The 14,923-nt window shown below is 70.1% G+C and carries 17 protein-coding genes; 6 read left to right on the forward strand and 11 right to left on the reverse strand.

Annotation, left to right across the window (positions count from 1 at the left end):
• Positions 1-110: 110 nt before the first annotated feature.
• The 3 genes from C6569_RS09945 to C6569_RS09955 all read left to right on the forward strand — a co-directional run bounded on the left by C6569_RS09945 (position 111) and on the right by C6569_RS09955 (position 2,471).
• The gene (locus C6569_RS09945) at positions 111-710 is read left to right on the forward strand and encodes a PAS domain-containing protein (protein ID WP_106748695.1); all 600 of its coding nucleotides are present in this window, start codon (positions 111-113) and stop codon (positions 708-710) included.
• 73 nt (positions 711-783) lie between these two features.
• Entirely contained in the window at positions 784-1,443 is a 660-nt protein-coding gene (locus tag C6569_RS09950; protein WP_106748696.1) for a PilZ domain-containing protein, read from the forward strand.
• Positions 1,444-1,826: 383 nt separating this feature from the next.
• Positions 1,827-2,471, forward strand: a complete 645-nt coding sequence (locus tag C6569_RS09955; RefSeq protein ID WP_106748697.1) for a transglutaminase-like cysteine peptidase — start codon at positions 1,827-1,829, stop codon at positions 2,469-2,471.
• A gap of 121 nt (positions 2,472-2,592) precedes the next feature.
• On the opposite strand, the gene C6569_RS09960 is transcribed toward C6569_RS09955, so the two are convergent.
• The 8 genes from C6569_RS09960 to C6569_RS09995 all read right to left on the reverse strand — a co-directional run bounded on the left by C6569_RS09960 (position 2,593) and on the right by C6569_RS09995 (position 7,872).
• Positions 2,593-3,198, reverse strand: a complete 606-nt coding sequence (locus C6569_RS09960) for a 2-hydroxychromene-2-carboxylate isomerase (protein ID WP_106748698.1) — start codon at positions 3,196-3,198, stop codon at positions 2,593-2,595.
• Positions 3,199-3,201: 3 nt separating this feature from the next.
• Positions 3,202-3,732 (reverse strand): gamma carbonic anhydrase family protein, encoded by a 531-nt coding sequence (locus C6569_RS09965; protein ID WP_106748699.1) that lies wholly within the window; start codon positions 3,730-3,732, stop codon positions 3,202-3,204.
• 75 nt (positions 3,733-3,807) lie between these two features.
• A complete protein-coding gene (locus C6569_RS09970) occupies positions 3,808-4,317 on the reverse strand; it encodes a DUF1579 domain-containing protein (RefSeq protein ID WP_245898293.1) in 510 nt (169 codons plus the stop codon).
• 74 nt (positions 4,318-4,391) lie between these two features.
• Entirely contained in the window at positions 4,392-4,712 is a 321-nt protein-coding gene (locus C6569_RS09975) for a DUF6949 family protein (protein WP_106748701.1), read from the reverse strand.
• Positions 4,713-4,835: 123 nt separating this feature from the next.
• On the reverse strand, positions 4,836-5,051 hold the full coding sequence (locus tag C6569_RS09980; RefSeq protein ID WP_106748702.1) for a DUF3126 family protein: 216 nt from the start codon (positions 5,049-5,051) through the stop codon (positions 4,836-4,838).
• Positions 5,052-5,158: 107 nt separating this feature from the next.
• Positions 5,159-5,977: a hypothetical protein gene (locus C6569_RS09985; RefSeq protein ID WP_106748703.1), complete on the reverse strand. Its 819-nt coding sequence runs from the start codon at positions 5,975-5,977 to the stop codon at positions 5,159-5,161.
• Between the two features lie 224 nt (positions 5,978-6,201).
• Positions 6,202-7,056 carry an alpha/beta fold hydrolase gene (locus C6569_RS09990; protein WP_106748704.1) on the reverse strand — a complete coding sequence of 285 codons (855 nt, stop codon included), beginning with the start codon at positions 7,054-7,056 and terminating at the stop codon, positions 6,202-6,204.
• A gap of 33 nt (positions 7,057-7,089) precedes the next feature.
• The gene (locus tag C6569_RS09995) at positions 7,090-7,872 is read right to left on the reverse strand and encodes an alpha/beta fold hydrolase (RefSeq protein ID WP_106748705.1); all 783 of its coding nucleotides are present in this window, start codon (positions 7,870-7,872) and stop codon (positions 7,090-7,092) included.
• 172 nt (positions 7,873-8,044) lie between these two features.
• On the opposite strand from C6569_RS09995, the gene C6569_RS10000 reads away from it, so the two are divergent.
• Entirely contained in the window at positions 8,045-10,258 is a 2,214-nt protein-coding gene (locus C6569_RS10000) for a glycoside hydrolase family 3 N-terminal domain-containing protein (RefSeq protein ID WP_106748706.1), read from the forward strand.
• Between the two features lie 77 nt (positions 10,259-10,335).
• Positions 10,336-11,448: a DUF1176 domain-containing protein gene (locus C6569_RS10005; RefSeq protein ID WP_106748707.1), complete on the forward strand. Its 1,113-nt coding sequence runs from the start codon at positions 10,336-10,338 to the stop codon at positions 11,446-11,448.
• Positions 11,449-11,457: 9 nt separating this feature from the next.
• Here the strand turns inward: C6569_RS10005 and C6569_RS10010 are convergent, their stop codons facing one another.
• The 3 genes from C6569_RS10010 to trhO form a co-directional block, all read right to left on the reverse strand.
• On the reverse strand, positions 11,458-12,213 hold the full coding sequence (locus C6569_RS10010; RefSeq protein ID WP_106748708.1) for a proteasome-type protease: 756 nt from the start codon (positions 12,211-12,213) through the stop codon (positions 11,458-11,460).
• Between the two features lie 100 nt (positions 12,214-12,313).
• Positions 12,314-12,526 carry a SlyX family protein gene (locus tag C6569_RS10015; protein ID WP_106748709.1) on the reverse strand — a complete coding sequence of 71 codons (213 nt, stop codon included), beginning with the start codon at positions 12,524-12,526 and terminating at the stop codon, positions 12,314-12,316.
• Positions 12,523-13,278 (reverse strand): oxygen-dependent tRNA uridine(34) hydroxylase TrhO, encoded by a 756-nt coding sequence (gene trhO, locus C6569_RS10020; protein ID WP_106748710.1) that lies wholly within the window; start codon positions 13,276-13,278, stop codon positions 12,523-12,525. Before trhO ends, C6569_RS10015 begins: the two co-directional genes overlap by 4 nt.
• 241 nt (positions 13,279-13,519) lie before the next feature.
• Between trhO and C6569_RS10025 the strand changes: the two genes are divergently transcribed.
• A complete protein-coding gene (locus tag C6569_RS10025; RefSeq protein WP_106748711.1) occupies positions 13,520-14,917 on the forward strand; it encodes a circularly permuted type 2 ATP-grasp protein in 1,398 nt (465 codons plus the stop codon).
• Positions 14,918-14,923 lie beyond the last annotated feature (6 nt).

Genomic DNA, 14,923 nt, shown 5'->3' on the forward strand with positions numbered 1-14,923 from the left:
GCGGAAACGCTTTGTTAACCCTGCGCCGCCCGCCGCGGCGTGGCACGGCCGCTGCTCCCTCGTCCAGGACCCATCGCATTCCGTCCCGGATCGGCACAGACGAGGCCCCCATGAACAATGCCGCCAGCAGCACCCTCTTCGCCTACTGGGACCAGCTGCGCGCCGGCCGCCCGGCCCCCGACCGCGCCGAAGTCGATCCGCGTGCCATCGCCCCCGTTCTCGGCGACACCTTCATCCTCGAGGCCGGCCGTGACGGCTCCCTCGCCTATCGGCTGGCGGGATCGCGGGCCTGCGCCGTCTTCGCCCGCGAGCTGAAGGGCTCGGACTTCCTCGACGTCTTCTCTCCCGAGGCGCGCGCGACGCTGATCCGCACCCTCGCCGACGCCATGGCCGCCCCCGCCGGCCTCATGGCCTCCCTCACCGCCACCAGCGTCGCCGGGCGCAGCGTCGCCCTCGAGGCGGTCATCCTGCCGCTGGTCCATCGCGGCCGGCTCGGCGGCCGTCTCATCGGCGCCATCAGCGCCGGCGACCCGCCCTACTGGATCGGCCGGGACGACATCGCCCGCATCGACGTCGAGGCCGTCCGCCTGCTCTGGCCGAGCTGGCAGGGCACGCTGGCCATGGCCGCCGCCGCCCCGGTCCAGCCGGCTCCGGCGGCCTTTGCGACCCGGCCGGCGCTGCGTCTCATTCACGGCGGGAATGTGGCATGAAGGGGGCTTGCGAAACACTGCGTTAACGCTCAGCCGTTAATCTTTGGCGCATCGTCCTCCAGCTCCGGCCCAGATGTCAGCGCTCGCGAAAGTCCTGTCCGCACCTTCGTCGGAAGAGAACCGTCGCTTCCAGCGCGTGCGGGTGGACGTCCTCGGCCGCTTCATGTTGTCGGACCGGCGCGAATTTCCCTGCCAGGTCGTGGACATGTCACCCGGTGGCGCCGCCATCGTGGCGCCGGTGGTCGGCAAGCTCGGCGAGCGCGTCATCGCCTATCTCGACCATATCGGCCGCATCGAGGGCATGATCGTCCGCGTCACCGAGACCGGCTTCTCGATGACCATCGAGGCCTCGCTGCGCAAGCGCGACAAACTCGCCGACCAGCTCACCTGGCTCGCCAATCGCCAGATCCTCGGCCTGCCCGAGGACCGCCGCCACGAGCGCGTCATCCCGCGCAATCCCTTCACCACCATCACCACGCCTCTCGGCGAGAAGGTGCCGGTGCGCGTTCTCGACATCTCGCTCTCGGGTGCCGCCATCGGCGGGGCGGAGGACCTGAAGCCCGGCGACATCGTGCAGATCTCCCGGACCATGGCGCGCGTCGTGCGCGTGCTGGAGCGCGGCGTCGCCATCGAGTTCTCGGGCCAGCAGCCCATCGACACCATCCTCGCCCTCGGCCAGGAGCTCGGCGCCGACCTGAAGGCGGACGCCGAGCCGGTGATGATCGCCCGCTGACCTCCCGCGCGGGCGTCCCGCTCGCCGTATTCCGGTGCGTCATCCCCCCGCTTCGACCTGCCCTAGAGACACGGCGTGCGCACGTGCTGAAACGGCCGTTAACGGCATGCCGCGGAGGAGGCTCCGCCCGTTCATCTCTGTGACCGGCTCCCGGCCCCCGGCTTAAGCCGGTGGTGATCACGGCGCGCCGTCCGAGGACAATTTCGTATTTCATATCAGCCGCTTCGCTCGATACGCTGAATCGGCCCGGGAAGCGGCAGGGTAAATCCACCCGCCGTTAAACTGAACGAACCCTCTCGCAAAACCGTCGCCTTTCACCGATCGGTTTCAGCGCGCCGCAAAGCCGGCCTGCCAGTGTCTCGCCATCGACGGAGGGACACGTCATGAACGGTCGCAGGACCTGGTGGCCAGGGGTGAAGACGAAGGGCGCGGCACTCGCCGCGCTGATGCTCGGCCTCGTCGCGGCGATGCCGGCGGCGAGCGCGGAGCCGGGCGACCGCCACGCCTTCCTGACCGAACAGGGTGCGACGACCGCCCCCATCGGCTGGCGGCAGTTCTGCCGTGATTTCCCCGCCGATTGCCGGGCGCGCTCGCAGACCATCGATCTCGTCAAGGCCGACCGCCACGCCTGGGCGACACTGATCCGCATCAACGCCCATGTGAACACCGCCATCGAACCGGTCACCGACATGGACCAGTACGGGACGGAGGAACTCTGGACCTACCCGACGTCCGGGCGCGGCGACTGCGAGGACTATGTGCTCCTCAAGAAGAAGCTGCTGATCGAGGCCGGCTTCCCCGCCAGCGCCCTGCTCATCACCGTGGTGCGTGACCGCCAGGGCGACGGCCACGCCATTCTCACCGTCCGGACCGACCGGGGCGACTACGTCCTCGACAACGAGACGAGCGACATCCGCCTGTGGAACCAGACCGGCTACCGCTTCATCAAGCGCCAGGCCGCTTACGACCCCAATCAGTGGCTGACGATCGGGCCGGGCCGCGCGCCCGCCGCGGTCGCCACCCGCTAGCACGAGGTTTCGCGTCCTCGGTCACGTCCCACCCCTCCCCGTCCCCAGACCGGGTTCGCGAACAGACGGCCGGTACCTCAGAACGAGGGCCGGCCGTCACCTTTTTCAAGGGATGCGAATGTCAGGCGGAGCCACCCTTGGCCGCCCAGGCGACCGCCTGCTCGATGCGGTCGTTGCCCCAGAACAGTTCGCCGTCGGCCGTGACGAGGCTCGGCGCGCCGAACAGGCCCTTCGCCTTCGCCTCCTCGGTGGTGGCGCGCAGCGCCTGCTTCACCTGATCGGAACCCGCCGCGACCAGGGCCGTGGCGGGCTCGACTCCCGCCGCTGTCAACGCCCGGCCCAGAACCTCCGCATCGGTGATGGACAGGCCCTCGCCGAATTCCATCCGGTAGAGCTCGCGCGAGAAGGCGGCGCGCTTGCCGTCGTCCGGCAGGGACGTGGCGATCCGCGCGGCGGTCAGGCTGTTCTGCGGAAAGGGATCGGGCTTCTGGAAGGGCAGGCCGAGATCGGCGGTGATCCGCTCGAGATCCCGCCACATGTTCCGACCCTTGGCCGGGATCAGGTTGAACGGCGAGGTCGTCCAGCCGGCTTCGGCGAAGATCGGACCGAGCAGGAACGGCCGCCAGCGTACCGTGACGCCGGCCTTGGCGGCGACTTCCTCCACCCGCATCGCCGCGGGATAGGAATAGGTCGAGGCGAATTCGTAGAAGAATTCGACGGCCGCCATGGCTCAGCCCACCGGCGTGAGGCCGGCCTTGAAGCGCCGGGCATTGTTCACGTAGCTCGCGGCCGACAGCTTCAGCCGGGCGATGGCGGCCTCGTCGAGGGTGCGCACGGCGCGCGCCGGCGCGCCGACGATCAGCGAGTTGTCCGGGAACTCCTTGCCCTCGGTGACCAGCGAATTGGCGCCCACCAGGCAGTTGTTCCCGATCTTCGCGTTGTTCAGGATCGTCGACCCCATGCCGATCAGCGTGTTGTCGCCGATCGTGCAGCCATGGAGGATCACCTTGTGGCCGATGGTGCAGCCGGTCCCGATCGTCATCGGCGCGCCGGGGTCGGTGTGCAGCATGCACATTTCCTGGATGTTGGTGCCCTCGCCGATGGCGATGAGCTCGTTGTCGCCGCGGATCACCGCGCCGAACCAGATGCCGACGTCGGCGCCGATCTTCACCTTGCCGATGACATGGGCGTCGGGCGCCACGAAGAAGCGGTCGCCCTCGGGCAGGACCGGCTGGATTCCGTCGATGGCATAGATGGGCATGGCGTCCTCCGCGTCTGGGCCGCAACCTATCGCACCCCCCGCCGGGCTTGAGAAGTCGGCGGAACGGGCGGGCCGCTACGGCGCGCGGCGGAAATCCATCACCCAGTTGGTCTCGAAGGTGGCGCCGCCGTCGGCGGAGAAGGCCTGTTCCCAGCGCGCCGACTGCTCGGAGATCCCCGACCAGAGGAAGCGCACGCGCACCGGCCGGTCCTGCCAGGTGTCGTCGCCGAGGAAGGTTCCGACGCCGTCCTCGAACCGGCCGTGGACCGGTTGGCCAATGGCGGCCTCCCGGGAATCGAGCCACCAGATCGACCATTGCCGCCGGGCCGCGTCGAAGGCGCGGATGCTGAGCGCGCGGTAGCTGCCGCCGGGCAGGTGCAGCACGTTGTCGTCGACGTTCCCCGCCCCGCCGAGCACGGGCAGCGCGGCGCAGGTGCCGCCGAACTCCTCCCAGACGGTATCCGCCGACAGGCGCCGGCGCAGGCGCCGGTGATGCACCGACCAGGTCCCCATCAGGAAATCGAAGTCGCGGCGGCCGTCGACCGGTTCCGCGCCGCCGTCCATGCTGATTCCGCTACCCGTCATGGTCCGCTCCCGCTCCTGTGACGGAGCGAGGCTGCACCCGGCCGGTGTCAGGACGTGTCAGGTGGGTCGCGGCCTTACAGGCCGAGTGTCAGCAGCATCATGGTGAGCACCCGGCCCGACATGAGGCTCCAGATCAGCGCGATGAGCGTGGCGAGGAAGACGAATTCGAAGCGCCGGTTCTCGATGCGGCGGCCGCGGATCGTGTTGCGCACGATGATGGCCGGGGCGGCGAAGGCGAGGAAGGGAACGGCGAGGACCGCCGCGGCGCCGCCGCCCTGCAACAGGCGGAACGAGGCGGGCTTGGCGGCGAGAGCCCGGTAGAGCGCCACCAGAAGGCCCGACATGGCGAAGCCGAGCGCGAGCGAGTGGAAGAGCTGGAGGCTGAGCAGGGACATGACGCGGAACCCGGACCGGACACGAGGGCCAGCTGCCCCCGTTCCAATCGGTACCGCGTCGTTAGGGATCTGTTAAGGGGTCGGGCGGAGTTCCTTAAGGAAGGGTTAACCGCCGCAGGCCGCTCAACCCTCCTCGAGGTCGATGTCGAGGATGGAAATGGTGACGGTGTAGGAGGTCTCGCCCTCGTCCACGTCCTTGTAGAGCGTGCCGATCTGCTCGTCGCCGATCATCACCTCGACCATCTCCTTGCGCCGCATGTTCGGCTGCAGCTTGATCGCCTGGTTGCCGAACTTGCGGCGCAGGTAGTCCTGAATCTTGGTGATCTCGGTGCGGTCCACGGCCGATCTCCTGTGTGTCGCTGGATGCGCCGTGTGCCATGGCCGGGGGCATGAAGTCAAAGCGGCCGCGCGCCCGGCCCGCCCCTGTGGACCGGCCGGCGCCTCCCTCAGCCGCCGGCGGAGCGACGGGCCGGAACGACGACCTCCGGGGTCTCGCAGAGGTTCTGGCGGGCGAGCGTCACCGTGTCGGTGTCCTCGGGGTCGAAGCCGGCGCGCACGTCGAAGAGGCAGGCGCCGCCGCGCGGCACCCGGCCGGTATAGACGTCGCCGGGCTCCATCATCCAGATGCCCAGCAGGTCGCCCTGCGGGCGCCGCGCGCCGGCCGGAGAGACGCGGAGGACCGCGATGCGGGTGTCGGTACGGTTGACCACCCGGAAGAGCGCCACGCCCTCCCGCACCGGCAGCGCCGGGCGTTCCGCGGCGGCGTCCACCGCCGTCACCTCGATCTTCTCCTGGGCGCAGAAATCGTGGTCGAGGCGAACGAACTCCTGTCCCAGCGCGAAGGTGATGCGCACGTCGTAGCGGCAGTCCGTGCCGCTGACGCGCCAGCGCATCCAGGCGCGCGGGTTCAGCGTCTCGCGCGCCAGGCGGTTCGGGCCCCAGGTGCTTGAGCCCGAGGGCGTGAACTGGATGACCAGGGCTTTGACGTCCGTCTTGTTCTCGAAGGCCAGCGACACCTGACGGCTGCGCGCGGGGGCGGCCTGGCCGACCGGGCGGTTGATGAGCTGGTCGATCTCCTGGCCGACCGTCGGACCGCCGGGCGCCGAACGGCGATGGGCCTCGGGGACCTGCGAGAGCGCCCGATCGATCTCCTGGCCGATGGAGGGTGGCACGCCGGGAACCGACTGCGCCGCGGCCGTGCCCGCGGGCGGCAGGACGGCGAGAGCGAGGGCGGCGAAGAGCGGGCGGCAGGCGTTGCGGTTCATGGCGGGGTCCCCTTTGTCGGTGACCCCTCTCTAGTGTGCCCGCACTGCGCCGCCGTGGCGGCTGCCCGGCCCTCCCGTTTCCATTGCTTCTCCCGCATTGCCGCGCCGGCCGGTTGCGGCCGAGACTTGAATCGGAATCACAACGTGAACGCCGCCCTGAATCGGAATCGCAACCTCAACAGGCAGACTGAAGTCGCTGATGAGACTCGCAAAAGCGGGGAGCCTCAGCCGAGAAAGGAGAGGATGGCGTCGGCGAAGATGTCGTTCTTGTCGCCCGCCACCATGTGCCCGGCGCCGCTGACGTCGACGAAACGGGCATGGGGCACGAGCGCCAGGAAGGCGTCGGCGCTCTCCTGCGAGACGATGTCGGAGGCGTTGCCGCGCACCAGCAGGGTCGGCACGGTAAGCTGGCGGGCCGCGTCCTCGAGCGTCGCGACGATCGTCCCCCGGTCGGTGTTGACGGTGCGTCCGCCCTCCAGGAAGGCGGGGTCCCAGTGCCAGTACCAGCGCCCGTCCTCGCGCAGCCTGAGGTTCTTCTTCAGCCCCTCGACGGAGGGCGGCCGGGTCCGGTGCGGCAGATAGGAGGCGACCGATTCCGCCGCCTCTTCGATGGACCCGAACCCTTCTCGCGCATGGGCCCGCATGAAGCTCTGCACGTGGCGGACGCCCGTCTCCTCCATGCGCGGAACGATGTCGACCAGCACGAGGGCGGAGAAGCAGGGCTCGAGGCCGAGCGCGTGGAGCGAGGCGATGCCGCCCAGCGAGGCGCCGATCGCCGCCGGCTTGGCGCCGAACCGTTCGGCGATTTCGCGCCCGAGGGCCACCGCGTCGCGCCCGTAGTCGGCGAAGGCGTAGGCCCCGCTCGCCACCCATTCGCTGTCGCCGTGGCCGCGCTGGTCGACGGCGATCGCCGTGAAGCCGCGCTCGGCCAGCCGCCGGGCGGTGGCGCGCCAGGCGTGGCGGGTCTGCCCGCCGCCGTGCAGCAGCAGCGCCACCTTCTCGCCGTGGCCGTAGACGTCGGCCTCCAGGCGGTTGCCGTCGTGGCCGGTGAAGCGCGCGTGGCGGGGATGCTGGGACATGGCGATGCGATTCCGATCGATCGGCCGCGGCGCCTAGGCGGCGTGCCGGGCCAGGAAGTCGAGCGCCCCGGCCTTGAAGACCTTGTCGCCCACAGCCGGCATATGATCGCGATCGGGGATCGAAAGCGCCTCCCCCTTAGGGATGATCGCCGCCAGCGGCTCGGGCGCGCCGGCGATGGCGTCCTTGGTGCCCACCGCGATCAGCACCGGGCAGGCGATGGAGGCCGCCTCCTCGCGGCTCATCAGGTTGCGCGAGCCACGGATGCAGGCGGCGAGTGCCCGACGGTCGGACTTGGTCTGCATGGCGAAGGCGCGGAACATCCGCCCCTGCGGGTCGGTGACCTCCTCGAGCGTCGGGGCCTCCAGCGCCTCGGCAATGGTCTCCGGCAGGCCGACGCCGTCGATGAGCTTGATGCCGAGCCCGCCCATGATGGCGGCCTTCACCCGGTCCGGATGGCGATGGGCGAGGAAGGCGGTGATGCGCGAGCCCATGGAATAGCCGAGCACCGTGGCCTTCGCGATGGCGAGATGGTCGAGCAGCGCCCGGGCATCCTCGGCCATCAGCGTGGTGTGATAGGCGGCGGGATCGTAGAGCTTCTCCGAATCGCCGTGGCCGCGGTTGTCGAGGGCGATGACCCGGCGGCCGGCCTTGGTCAGCGTGTCCACCCAGCCGGGATAGGTCCAGTTGATGTGCGCCGTGGAGGCGAAACCGTGGATGCACAGGACGGGATCGCCCTCGCCGGTGTCGAAATAGGCGATCTCCACCCCGTCGGAGGAGAAGCTGTGCTTGGGAAGGCGGGAGGTCGAGGCGATCATGGCGGCCCTTGTAACCGGACGCGGCGCGGCGCGGAACCCTCGGGGGCGGCGGGCGCCGATGCGACGCGGCGTGGCCGTTGCGGAAGGCGGGAAAAGACGGCTAGGAAGCTGACGCCTTCGTGTCCGGCGGTTGTCCCGCCGGCCGTCCGCCCCAGGAGCCGTGCGCCCTTCGATGACCGCCTTGATCCGTCGCCTGCTGCCGCTCCTCCTCGCCCTTGCGCCCCTTGAGGCCCTCGCCCAGCAACCCTCCGGCCCGCCGGCGCTCGCCTGGAAGCCCGGCGCCGAGGCGCGCGCCATCGAGCGGCGGATCGACGCCCTCCTCGCCCGCATGACCATGGCCGAGAAGATCGGCCAGTTGAACCTGCGCGGCCGCGGCGACGACTTCCGCCCGGAATGGGTGGCCGAGGGCCGCACCGGCGTGGTCATGAACTTCACCGCGCCGGCCGAGATCGCCGCCGTGCGCGCCCGTGTCGCCCAGTCGCGCCTGAAGATCCCGCTGATCCTCGGCCTCGACGCCATCAACGGCTTCGCCACCTATTTCCCCCAGCCCATCGGCCAGGCCTCCACCTTCAACCCGCGCCTCGTCGAACTCGCCTCCTACTGGTCCGCCCGCGAGGCCCGCGCCGTCGGCATCAACTGGACCTTCGCGCCGATGATCGACATGACGCGCGACGCCCGCTGGGGTCGCAATATGGAGGGCGCCGGCGAGGACGTGCACCTCGCCTCGGTCGTCGCCGCGGCCCGCGTGACCGGCTACCATCGCGGCGGGCTCGCGACCTCGTCCAAGCACTTCGTCGGCTACGGCGCACCGGAGGGCGGGCGCGACTACAACAGCGTCTGGATCCCCGTCTCCCAGCTCTGGGACTACCAGCTTCCGCCCTTCCGGGCCGCCATCGCCGCCGGCACCTTCACCGTCATGACCTCGCTCAGCGCCATGAACGGCATCGCCGCCACCGGCGACCGGGCGCTCGTCACCGGCATCCTCAAGCAGCGTTTCGGCTTCCGCGGCTTCGTCGTCTCCGACTTCGATTCGGTCCGCGAGCTGATCAACCACGGCATGGCCGCCGACCGGGCGGAGGCGGCGCGCAAGGCCTTCCTCGCGGGCGTCGACGTGGACATGATGTCCGGCGCCTACGACGCCCATCTCGCCGACGAGATCCGGGCGGGGCGCGTTCCCGCCGCGGCGCTGGACGATGCGGTGCGCCGCGTGCTGCGCGTCAAGTTCCACATGGGCCTCTTCGACGAGCCGCCCTTCGACCCGGCGACGGCGGCCCGCGACCTCGCCACCCCCGCCTCGCGCGAGGCCTCTCTCGCGGTCGCCCGCGAATCCATCGTCATGCTCCGCAACCACGAGCAGGCCCTGCCGCTGCGCTCCTCGGTGCGCTCCATCGCCGTCGTCGGCGGCGCCGCCACCCATCAGGAGGACTGGCAGTATTCCGACAATGCGGGCCTGCCGCGCGTCCGCCCGCCGAAGCTCCCCGACGAGCTCTCCCGCCTGCTCGGCCCCGAGGTCGCCGTCTCCTTCGCGCCGGGCCTCGCCACCCACTGCAACCTCGCCGCCGGCGACACGGCCGGCGCGGTGCGCACGGCGGAGGCCGCCGACATCGTCGTCGTCATGCTCGGCGAGGACTGCGAGCAGATCGGCGAGGGCACATCGCGCGCCCATCTCGACCTGCCGCCGGTGCAGCAGGCCCTGCTCGACGCGCTGATCGCCACCGGCAAGCCGGTGGTCGTCATCCTCCACACCACCAGGCCTTTCGTGCTGACGCGGTTCGAAGGCCGCGTCGCCGCCATCCTCCAGGCCTTCCACCTCGGCACCGAGGGCCGCACGGCCCTCGCCGAGGTCATCACCGGCCGGGTCAACCCCTCGGGCAAACTGCCCATGACCTTCCCGCGCGCCACCGGGCAGGTGCCGATCTATTACGACCGCCTGCCCACCGGCCGGCCGCGCCTGACCGACGCGCGCTACGAGACCGGCTACACCGACGAGAAGCTCGAGCCGCTCTATCCCTTCGGCTTCGGCCTCTCCTTCTCGCGCTTCGCCTTCGAGGCCCTCACGCTTGACGCTCGACGCTTCGCCCGCGACGGCACCGTCGCCGGCAGCGTGCGCGTCGCCAACACCGTCGGCCCTGCCGGCAAGGAGGTGGTCCAGGTCTATGTGCACCAGCGCGTCGGATCGCGATCGCGGCCGCTGCGCCAGCTCCGCTTCTTCGAGAAGGTGGAGGTGGCCGCCGGCGGTCATGCCACGGTGCGCTTCGCCTTCCCCGTGCGCTCCCTCGGCTTCCACGACGACCAGGGCCGGTTCAGGATCGAGCCGGGTGAGTACGACGTCTATGTGGGCGGCGATTCCAACGCCACGCTGACGGCCCGGTTCACGGTGAACTAGAGCCGCCTGCCGGGCGGCAAGCGGCGGAAACGCTGCGGGCGGACAAGGCGGCAACGCCAGCCGAGGACGCCGCGCCCATGCATCTCCGTACCCTTCTCGCCGCCGGCCTGTGTCTGGCCGTCGGCACCGCCCTCGCCGAGGAGCGGGGCCATGTCCGCACCTTCCGCGACTGGGTGGTGGGCTGTGACAATGCCCGCACCTGCCGCGCCTTCGGCATGGCCGCCCGCGATTCCTCCACCCAGCTCGCGGTACGGATCGACCGGTCCGGTGATCCCGGCGCCGTGCCCACCGTCACCGTCATCCTCGCGCAGGACGCCACCCTTCCCGCGGGCACCCGCCTCAAGGTGACGGCCGACGGCGGAGCTATGGTGGAGGTGGTGATCGGGCGGGGCGCCACCGTCGAGGACGGCGAGGTGACCCTCACCGACCGTGCGGCGGCGGGGCGGCTGATCGACGAGATCCGCCGCGGCCGCAGCCTCGCCGTCTCCCTCGACCCCGCGCAGGGCAGCGGCGAACGTGCCGATCCCATCTCCCTGGACGGTGCCATGGCGGCGCTGCTGTGGATGGACGACCGCCAGAAGCGCGTCGGCACCGTCACCGCCCTCGCCCGCCCCGGCGAGTCGCCGGCCGCCATCGTGCCGCGCCCGCCGCAAGCCCCAGCCCGGCGCGACGGCGTCGCCATGACCGGTCCGCCCGTGCCCTCGCCCTTGCCGGAGGCCTGGACCGGGCCGGTCATGCAGGCCTTCCGCGCCATTCCCGGCGATGCCTGCAACCAGGAGGACGACAACGACGAGGACATCGAGGCCCAGCGCCTGTCGGAGCGTCTCGTCCTCATCAGCGTGCGCTGCTGGCGCGGCGCCTACAATTTCAGCCGCGCCTATTACATCCTCGAAGACGGCCCGAGCCCGCGTGTCCGTCCGGCCTCGTTTCCCCGCATCCGCGAGGCCCTGCCGGCGGCCGAGGATCCGCCGAGCAACCGCAACCCGGACCACATCCTGTGGAACGGCGAGCTCGATCCCGCCGGCGGCACCGTCTTCCACCTCGCCAAGGGACGCGGCATGTCCGACTGCGGCGAGATCGGCGAATGGCGCTGGGACGGCGCCCGGTTCCAGCCGCTGCGGCTGGAGGTCATGCCGACCTGCCGCGGCCTCCTGCCGCCGAACTGGCTGACGCTGTACCGGACCCGCTGAGCGCGCGGCTCACTTCACCACGTTGGAGCCGGCATAGGGCGGCGGCGGAATGTCCATATGCGCCTTGCGTAGCGCCGCCGACCAGCGCTCGCGCAGGTCGTGGAAATAGGGTTCGCCCGGCTCGATCCGGTAATGGGTCTGCAGGATCGCATCGCCCCGCGGCATCACCGCGATGTCGATGGGCATGCCGACTCCGAGATTGGAGCGCATGGTCGAATCCATCGAGACGAGGCCGATCTTCAGCGCGTCGTTCAGGTTGGTGTCGAACTTGATGGCGCGGTCCAGGATCGGCTTGCCGTACTTGTGCTCGCCGATCTGCAGGTAGGGCGTGTCGACCGTGCACTCGATGTAGTTGCCGGCGGCATAGATCATGAAGAGCCGCAGCGCCCGGCCCTTGATCTGGCCGCCGAACAGGAAGGAGGCCTCGAACTTGATGCCGTCCTCCTCCAGGCCCGGCCCGTCGATGCGCCGGACCTCGCGGATGGCGCGGCCGACCCGCTGGGCCGCCTGGAACATGGTGGGGGCATTGAGGATGGATTCCAGCTCGCCCGTCTCCTCGTTGGGCAGGCCCTCGTGCAGGAAGCCGAGGACCGACTGGGTGATCGACAGGTTGCCGGCGGAGGCGAGCGCCATCACCCGCTCGCCCGGCTGCTGGAAGATGTGCAGCTTGCGGAAGGTCGAGATGTTGTCGAGCCCCGCATTGGTGCGGGTGTCGGCGATCATCACGAGCCCGTCGCGCACGAGGATGCCGCAACAATAGGTCATCAGCGATTCTCCCAGAACCCGTCGGGTGTAGCGGCGCCCACCGCCAGGGGCAACGCGCGAGGCCGCCCCGCCGGCTTCGTCCACAGCCAAGCCCGGTGGGTCAGTAATGGGGCGGCGGCGGCTCCGGCCCCTGCGGCCCGGCGCTCTGGGCCTCGCGCAACTGGTCCTCGAGGCGGGCGACGAGCCGGCCGAGCCGTTCCAGCTCCTTCCACTGCGCGGTGATCGTCGCGTTGAGGTCCTCGATGGCCTGGTCCTGATAGGCGGCCTTGATCTCCAGCGCGTCGAGGCGGGCGGCGAGGTCGGTGTCGGTCATACGCAGATGCCCCGGGCGGTCTCGGGTACCTCGGCGAGGCCGTGGCCGAGGGCGAGGCGCCCGTCGAAGACGAAACAGCCGCCGCGCCAGAGGCTGTCCGCCGCGGGTACCTGTTCGAGATAGGCGAGGATCCCGCCCTTCAGGTGATGCACCTCGGCGAAACCGCGGTCGAGGAGATAGGCGCTCGCCTTCTCGCAGCGGATGCCGCCGGTGCAGAACATGGCGATGCGGCGGTCACGCGCCGGGTCGAGTTCCCGGTCCACGAAGCCGCGGAAGTCGCCGAAGCTCGCGGTGGCGGGGTCGCGCGCGCCCTCGAAGGTGCCGATCGCCACCTCGAAGGCGTTGCGCGTGTCGACGACGACCGTGCCGGGGTCGCTGATCAGCGCATTCCAGTCGGCCGGCGCCACATAAGCCCCGACTCGGCGGGATTGGTCGGTCACGCCGCCGTCGAAGCTGACGATCTCGCGCTTCGCCTTCACCTTGAGCCGGGCGAAAGGCATGGCGGCGGCGGTGGAGAGCTTCAGCTCCATCCCGGCGAGGCGATCACCGAACACCCATCCCGCCGAGAGCCGGGAGACGAGCGCGTCGATGGCTCCCGCCTCGCCCGCCACCGTGCCGTTGATGCCCTCGGGCGCCAGCAGCAGCGTGCCCTTCACGCCGAGCGCGGCGCAGAACTCCGCCAGCGGCGCGACGAGGTCGGCGCAGTCCGGCAGCGGCGCGAAGCGGTAAAGGGCGGCGACCCGGACGGTCATGGGGTCTTTCCGGTGAGCATGGCGCTGCAATAGCCGTCCGGGGCCGGACCGGCAACGCTGCGGATGCGATTTCGGTATGGGGATCCTTTCGCGCCTGCGAAAGCCCCCTTCCCTAACGACGTGATTTGCCGCTAGCTTGTTGGCGAAGCGTCAGGATCGCTCCGCAAGAGAGAGGCCATGCTTCGTCTTCCAGAGGGGAATAGAGCCGTCAATGGCAGGCGCTGCACCGATCTTCGATGAAATGAACCTCGCGGACGGTGCGGTCCGCCCCGCCTACGAAACCCTGGCTCGCTGGCTGAAGACCATTCCGACGGACCTGCTCGCCACGCGCTCGCGCGAGGCCGAGGCGCTGTTCCGCCGCATCGGCATCACCTTTGCGGTCTATGGCGACGCCGCCTCGACCGAGCGGCTGATTCCCTTCGACGTCATCCCGCGGGTGCTGACCAACGACGAGTGGGTGCGCCTCTCCAAGGGCCTGACGCAGCGTGTGCGCGCCATCAACGCCTTCCTCGGCGACGTCTATTCCAAGCGCGAGATCCTGCGCGCCGGCCTCGTGCCGGAGGATCTGGTCTACCGCAATCCGGCCTTCCGCCCGGAGATGAACCAGCAGCCGGTGCCCCACGGCATCTACGTGATGATCGCCGGCATCGACATCGTCCGCGTCGACGCCGACACCTTCTACGTGCTCGAGGACAATGCCCGCACGCCCTCCGGCGTCTCCTACATGCTGGAGAACCGGGAGGTGATGATCCGCCTCTTCCCCGAGCTCTTCTCCCAGCACCGCGTCGCGCCGGTGGAAAACTACACCGACGACCTCCTCGCCACGATGAAGTCGGTGGCCCCCCGCTCGGCCTCCTCCGACCCGACCTGCGTGCTGCTGACGCCGGGCCTGTTCAACTCGGCCTATTACGAGCACACCTTCCTCGCCGACAAGCTCGGCGTCGAGCTGGTCGAGGGCCGCGACCTCTTCGTAAAGGCCGACGTCGTCTACATGCGCACCACCGAGGGGCCGAAGCGCGTCGACGTCATCTACCGCCGCCTGGACGACGATTTCCTCGACCCGCTGGTGTTCCGGCCGGATTCGGCCCTCGGCGTGCCGGGCATCATGTCCGCCTACCACGCCGGCAACGTCACGCTGGCCAACGCGGTCGGCACCGGCGTCGCCGACGACAAGGCGGTCTACAGCTACATGCCGGAGATCGTGAAGTTCTACCTCGGCGAGGAGCCGATCCTGAAGAACGTGCCGACCTGGCGCTGCCGCGAGGCGGACGAGCTCAAATACGTGCTCGACAAGCTGCCCGAGCTGGTGGTCAAGGAGGTCCACGGCTCCGGCGGCTACGGCATGCTCATCGGGCCCAAGGCGACCACGGCCGAGATCGAGACCTTCCGCGAGAAGCTGATCAAGGACCCGTCCAACTTCATCGCCCAGCCGACCCTGGCGCTGTCCACCTGCCCGACCCTGGTCGAGGAGGGCGTCGCCCCCCGTCACGTCGACCTCCGGCCCTTCGTGCTGACCGGGCGCGACAAGGTGCGCATCGTCCCCGGCGGCCTCACCCGCGTCGCGCTGAAGGAGGGCTCGCTGGTGGTCAATTCCAGCCAGGGCGGCGGCACCAAGGACACCTGGGTCCTGGATTCGTGAGATAGG

Source organism: Phreatobacter cathodiphilus, assembly GCF_003008515.1.
GTDB classification, from domain to species: Bacteria; Pseudomonadota; Alphaproteobacteria; order Rhizobiales; family Phreatobacteraceae; genus Phreatobacter; species Phreatobacter cathodiphilus.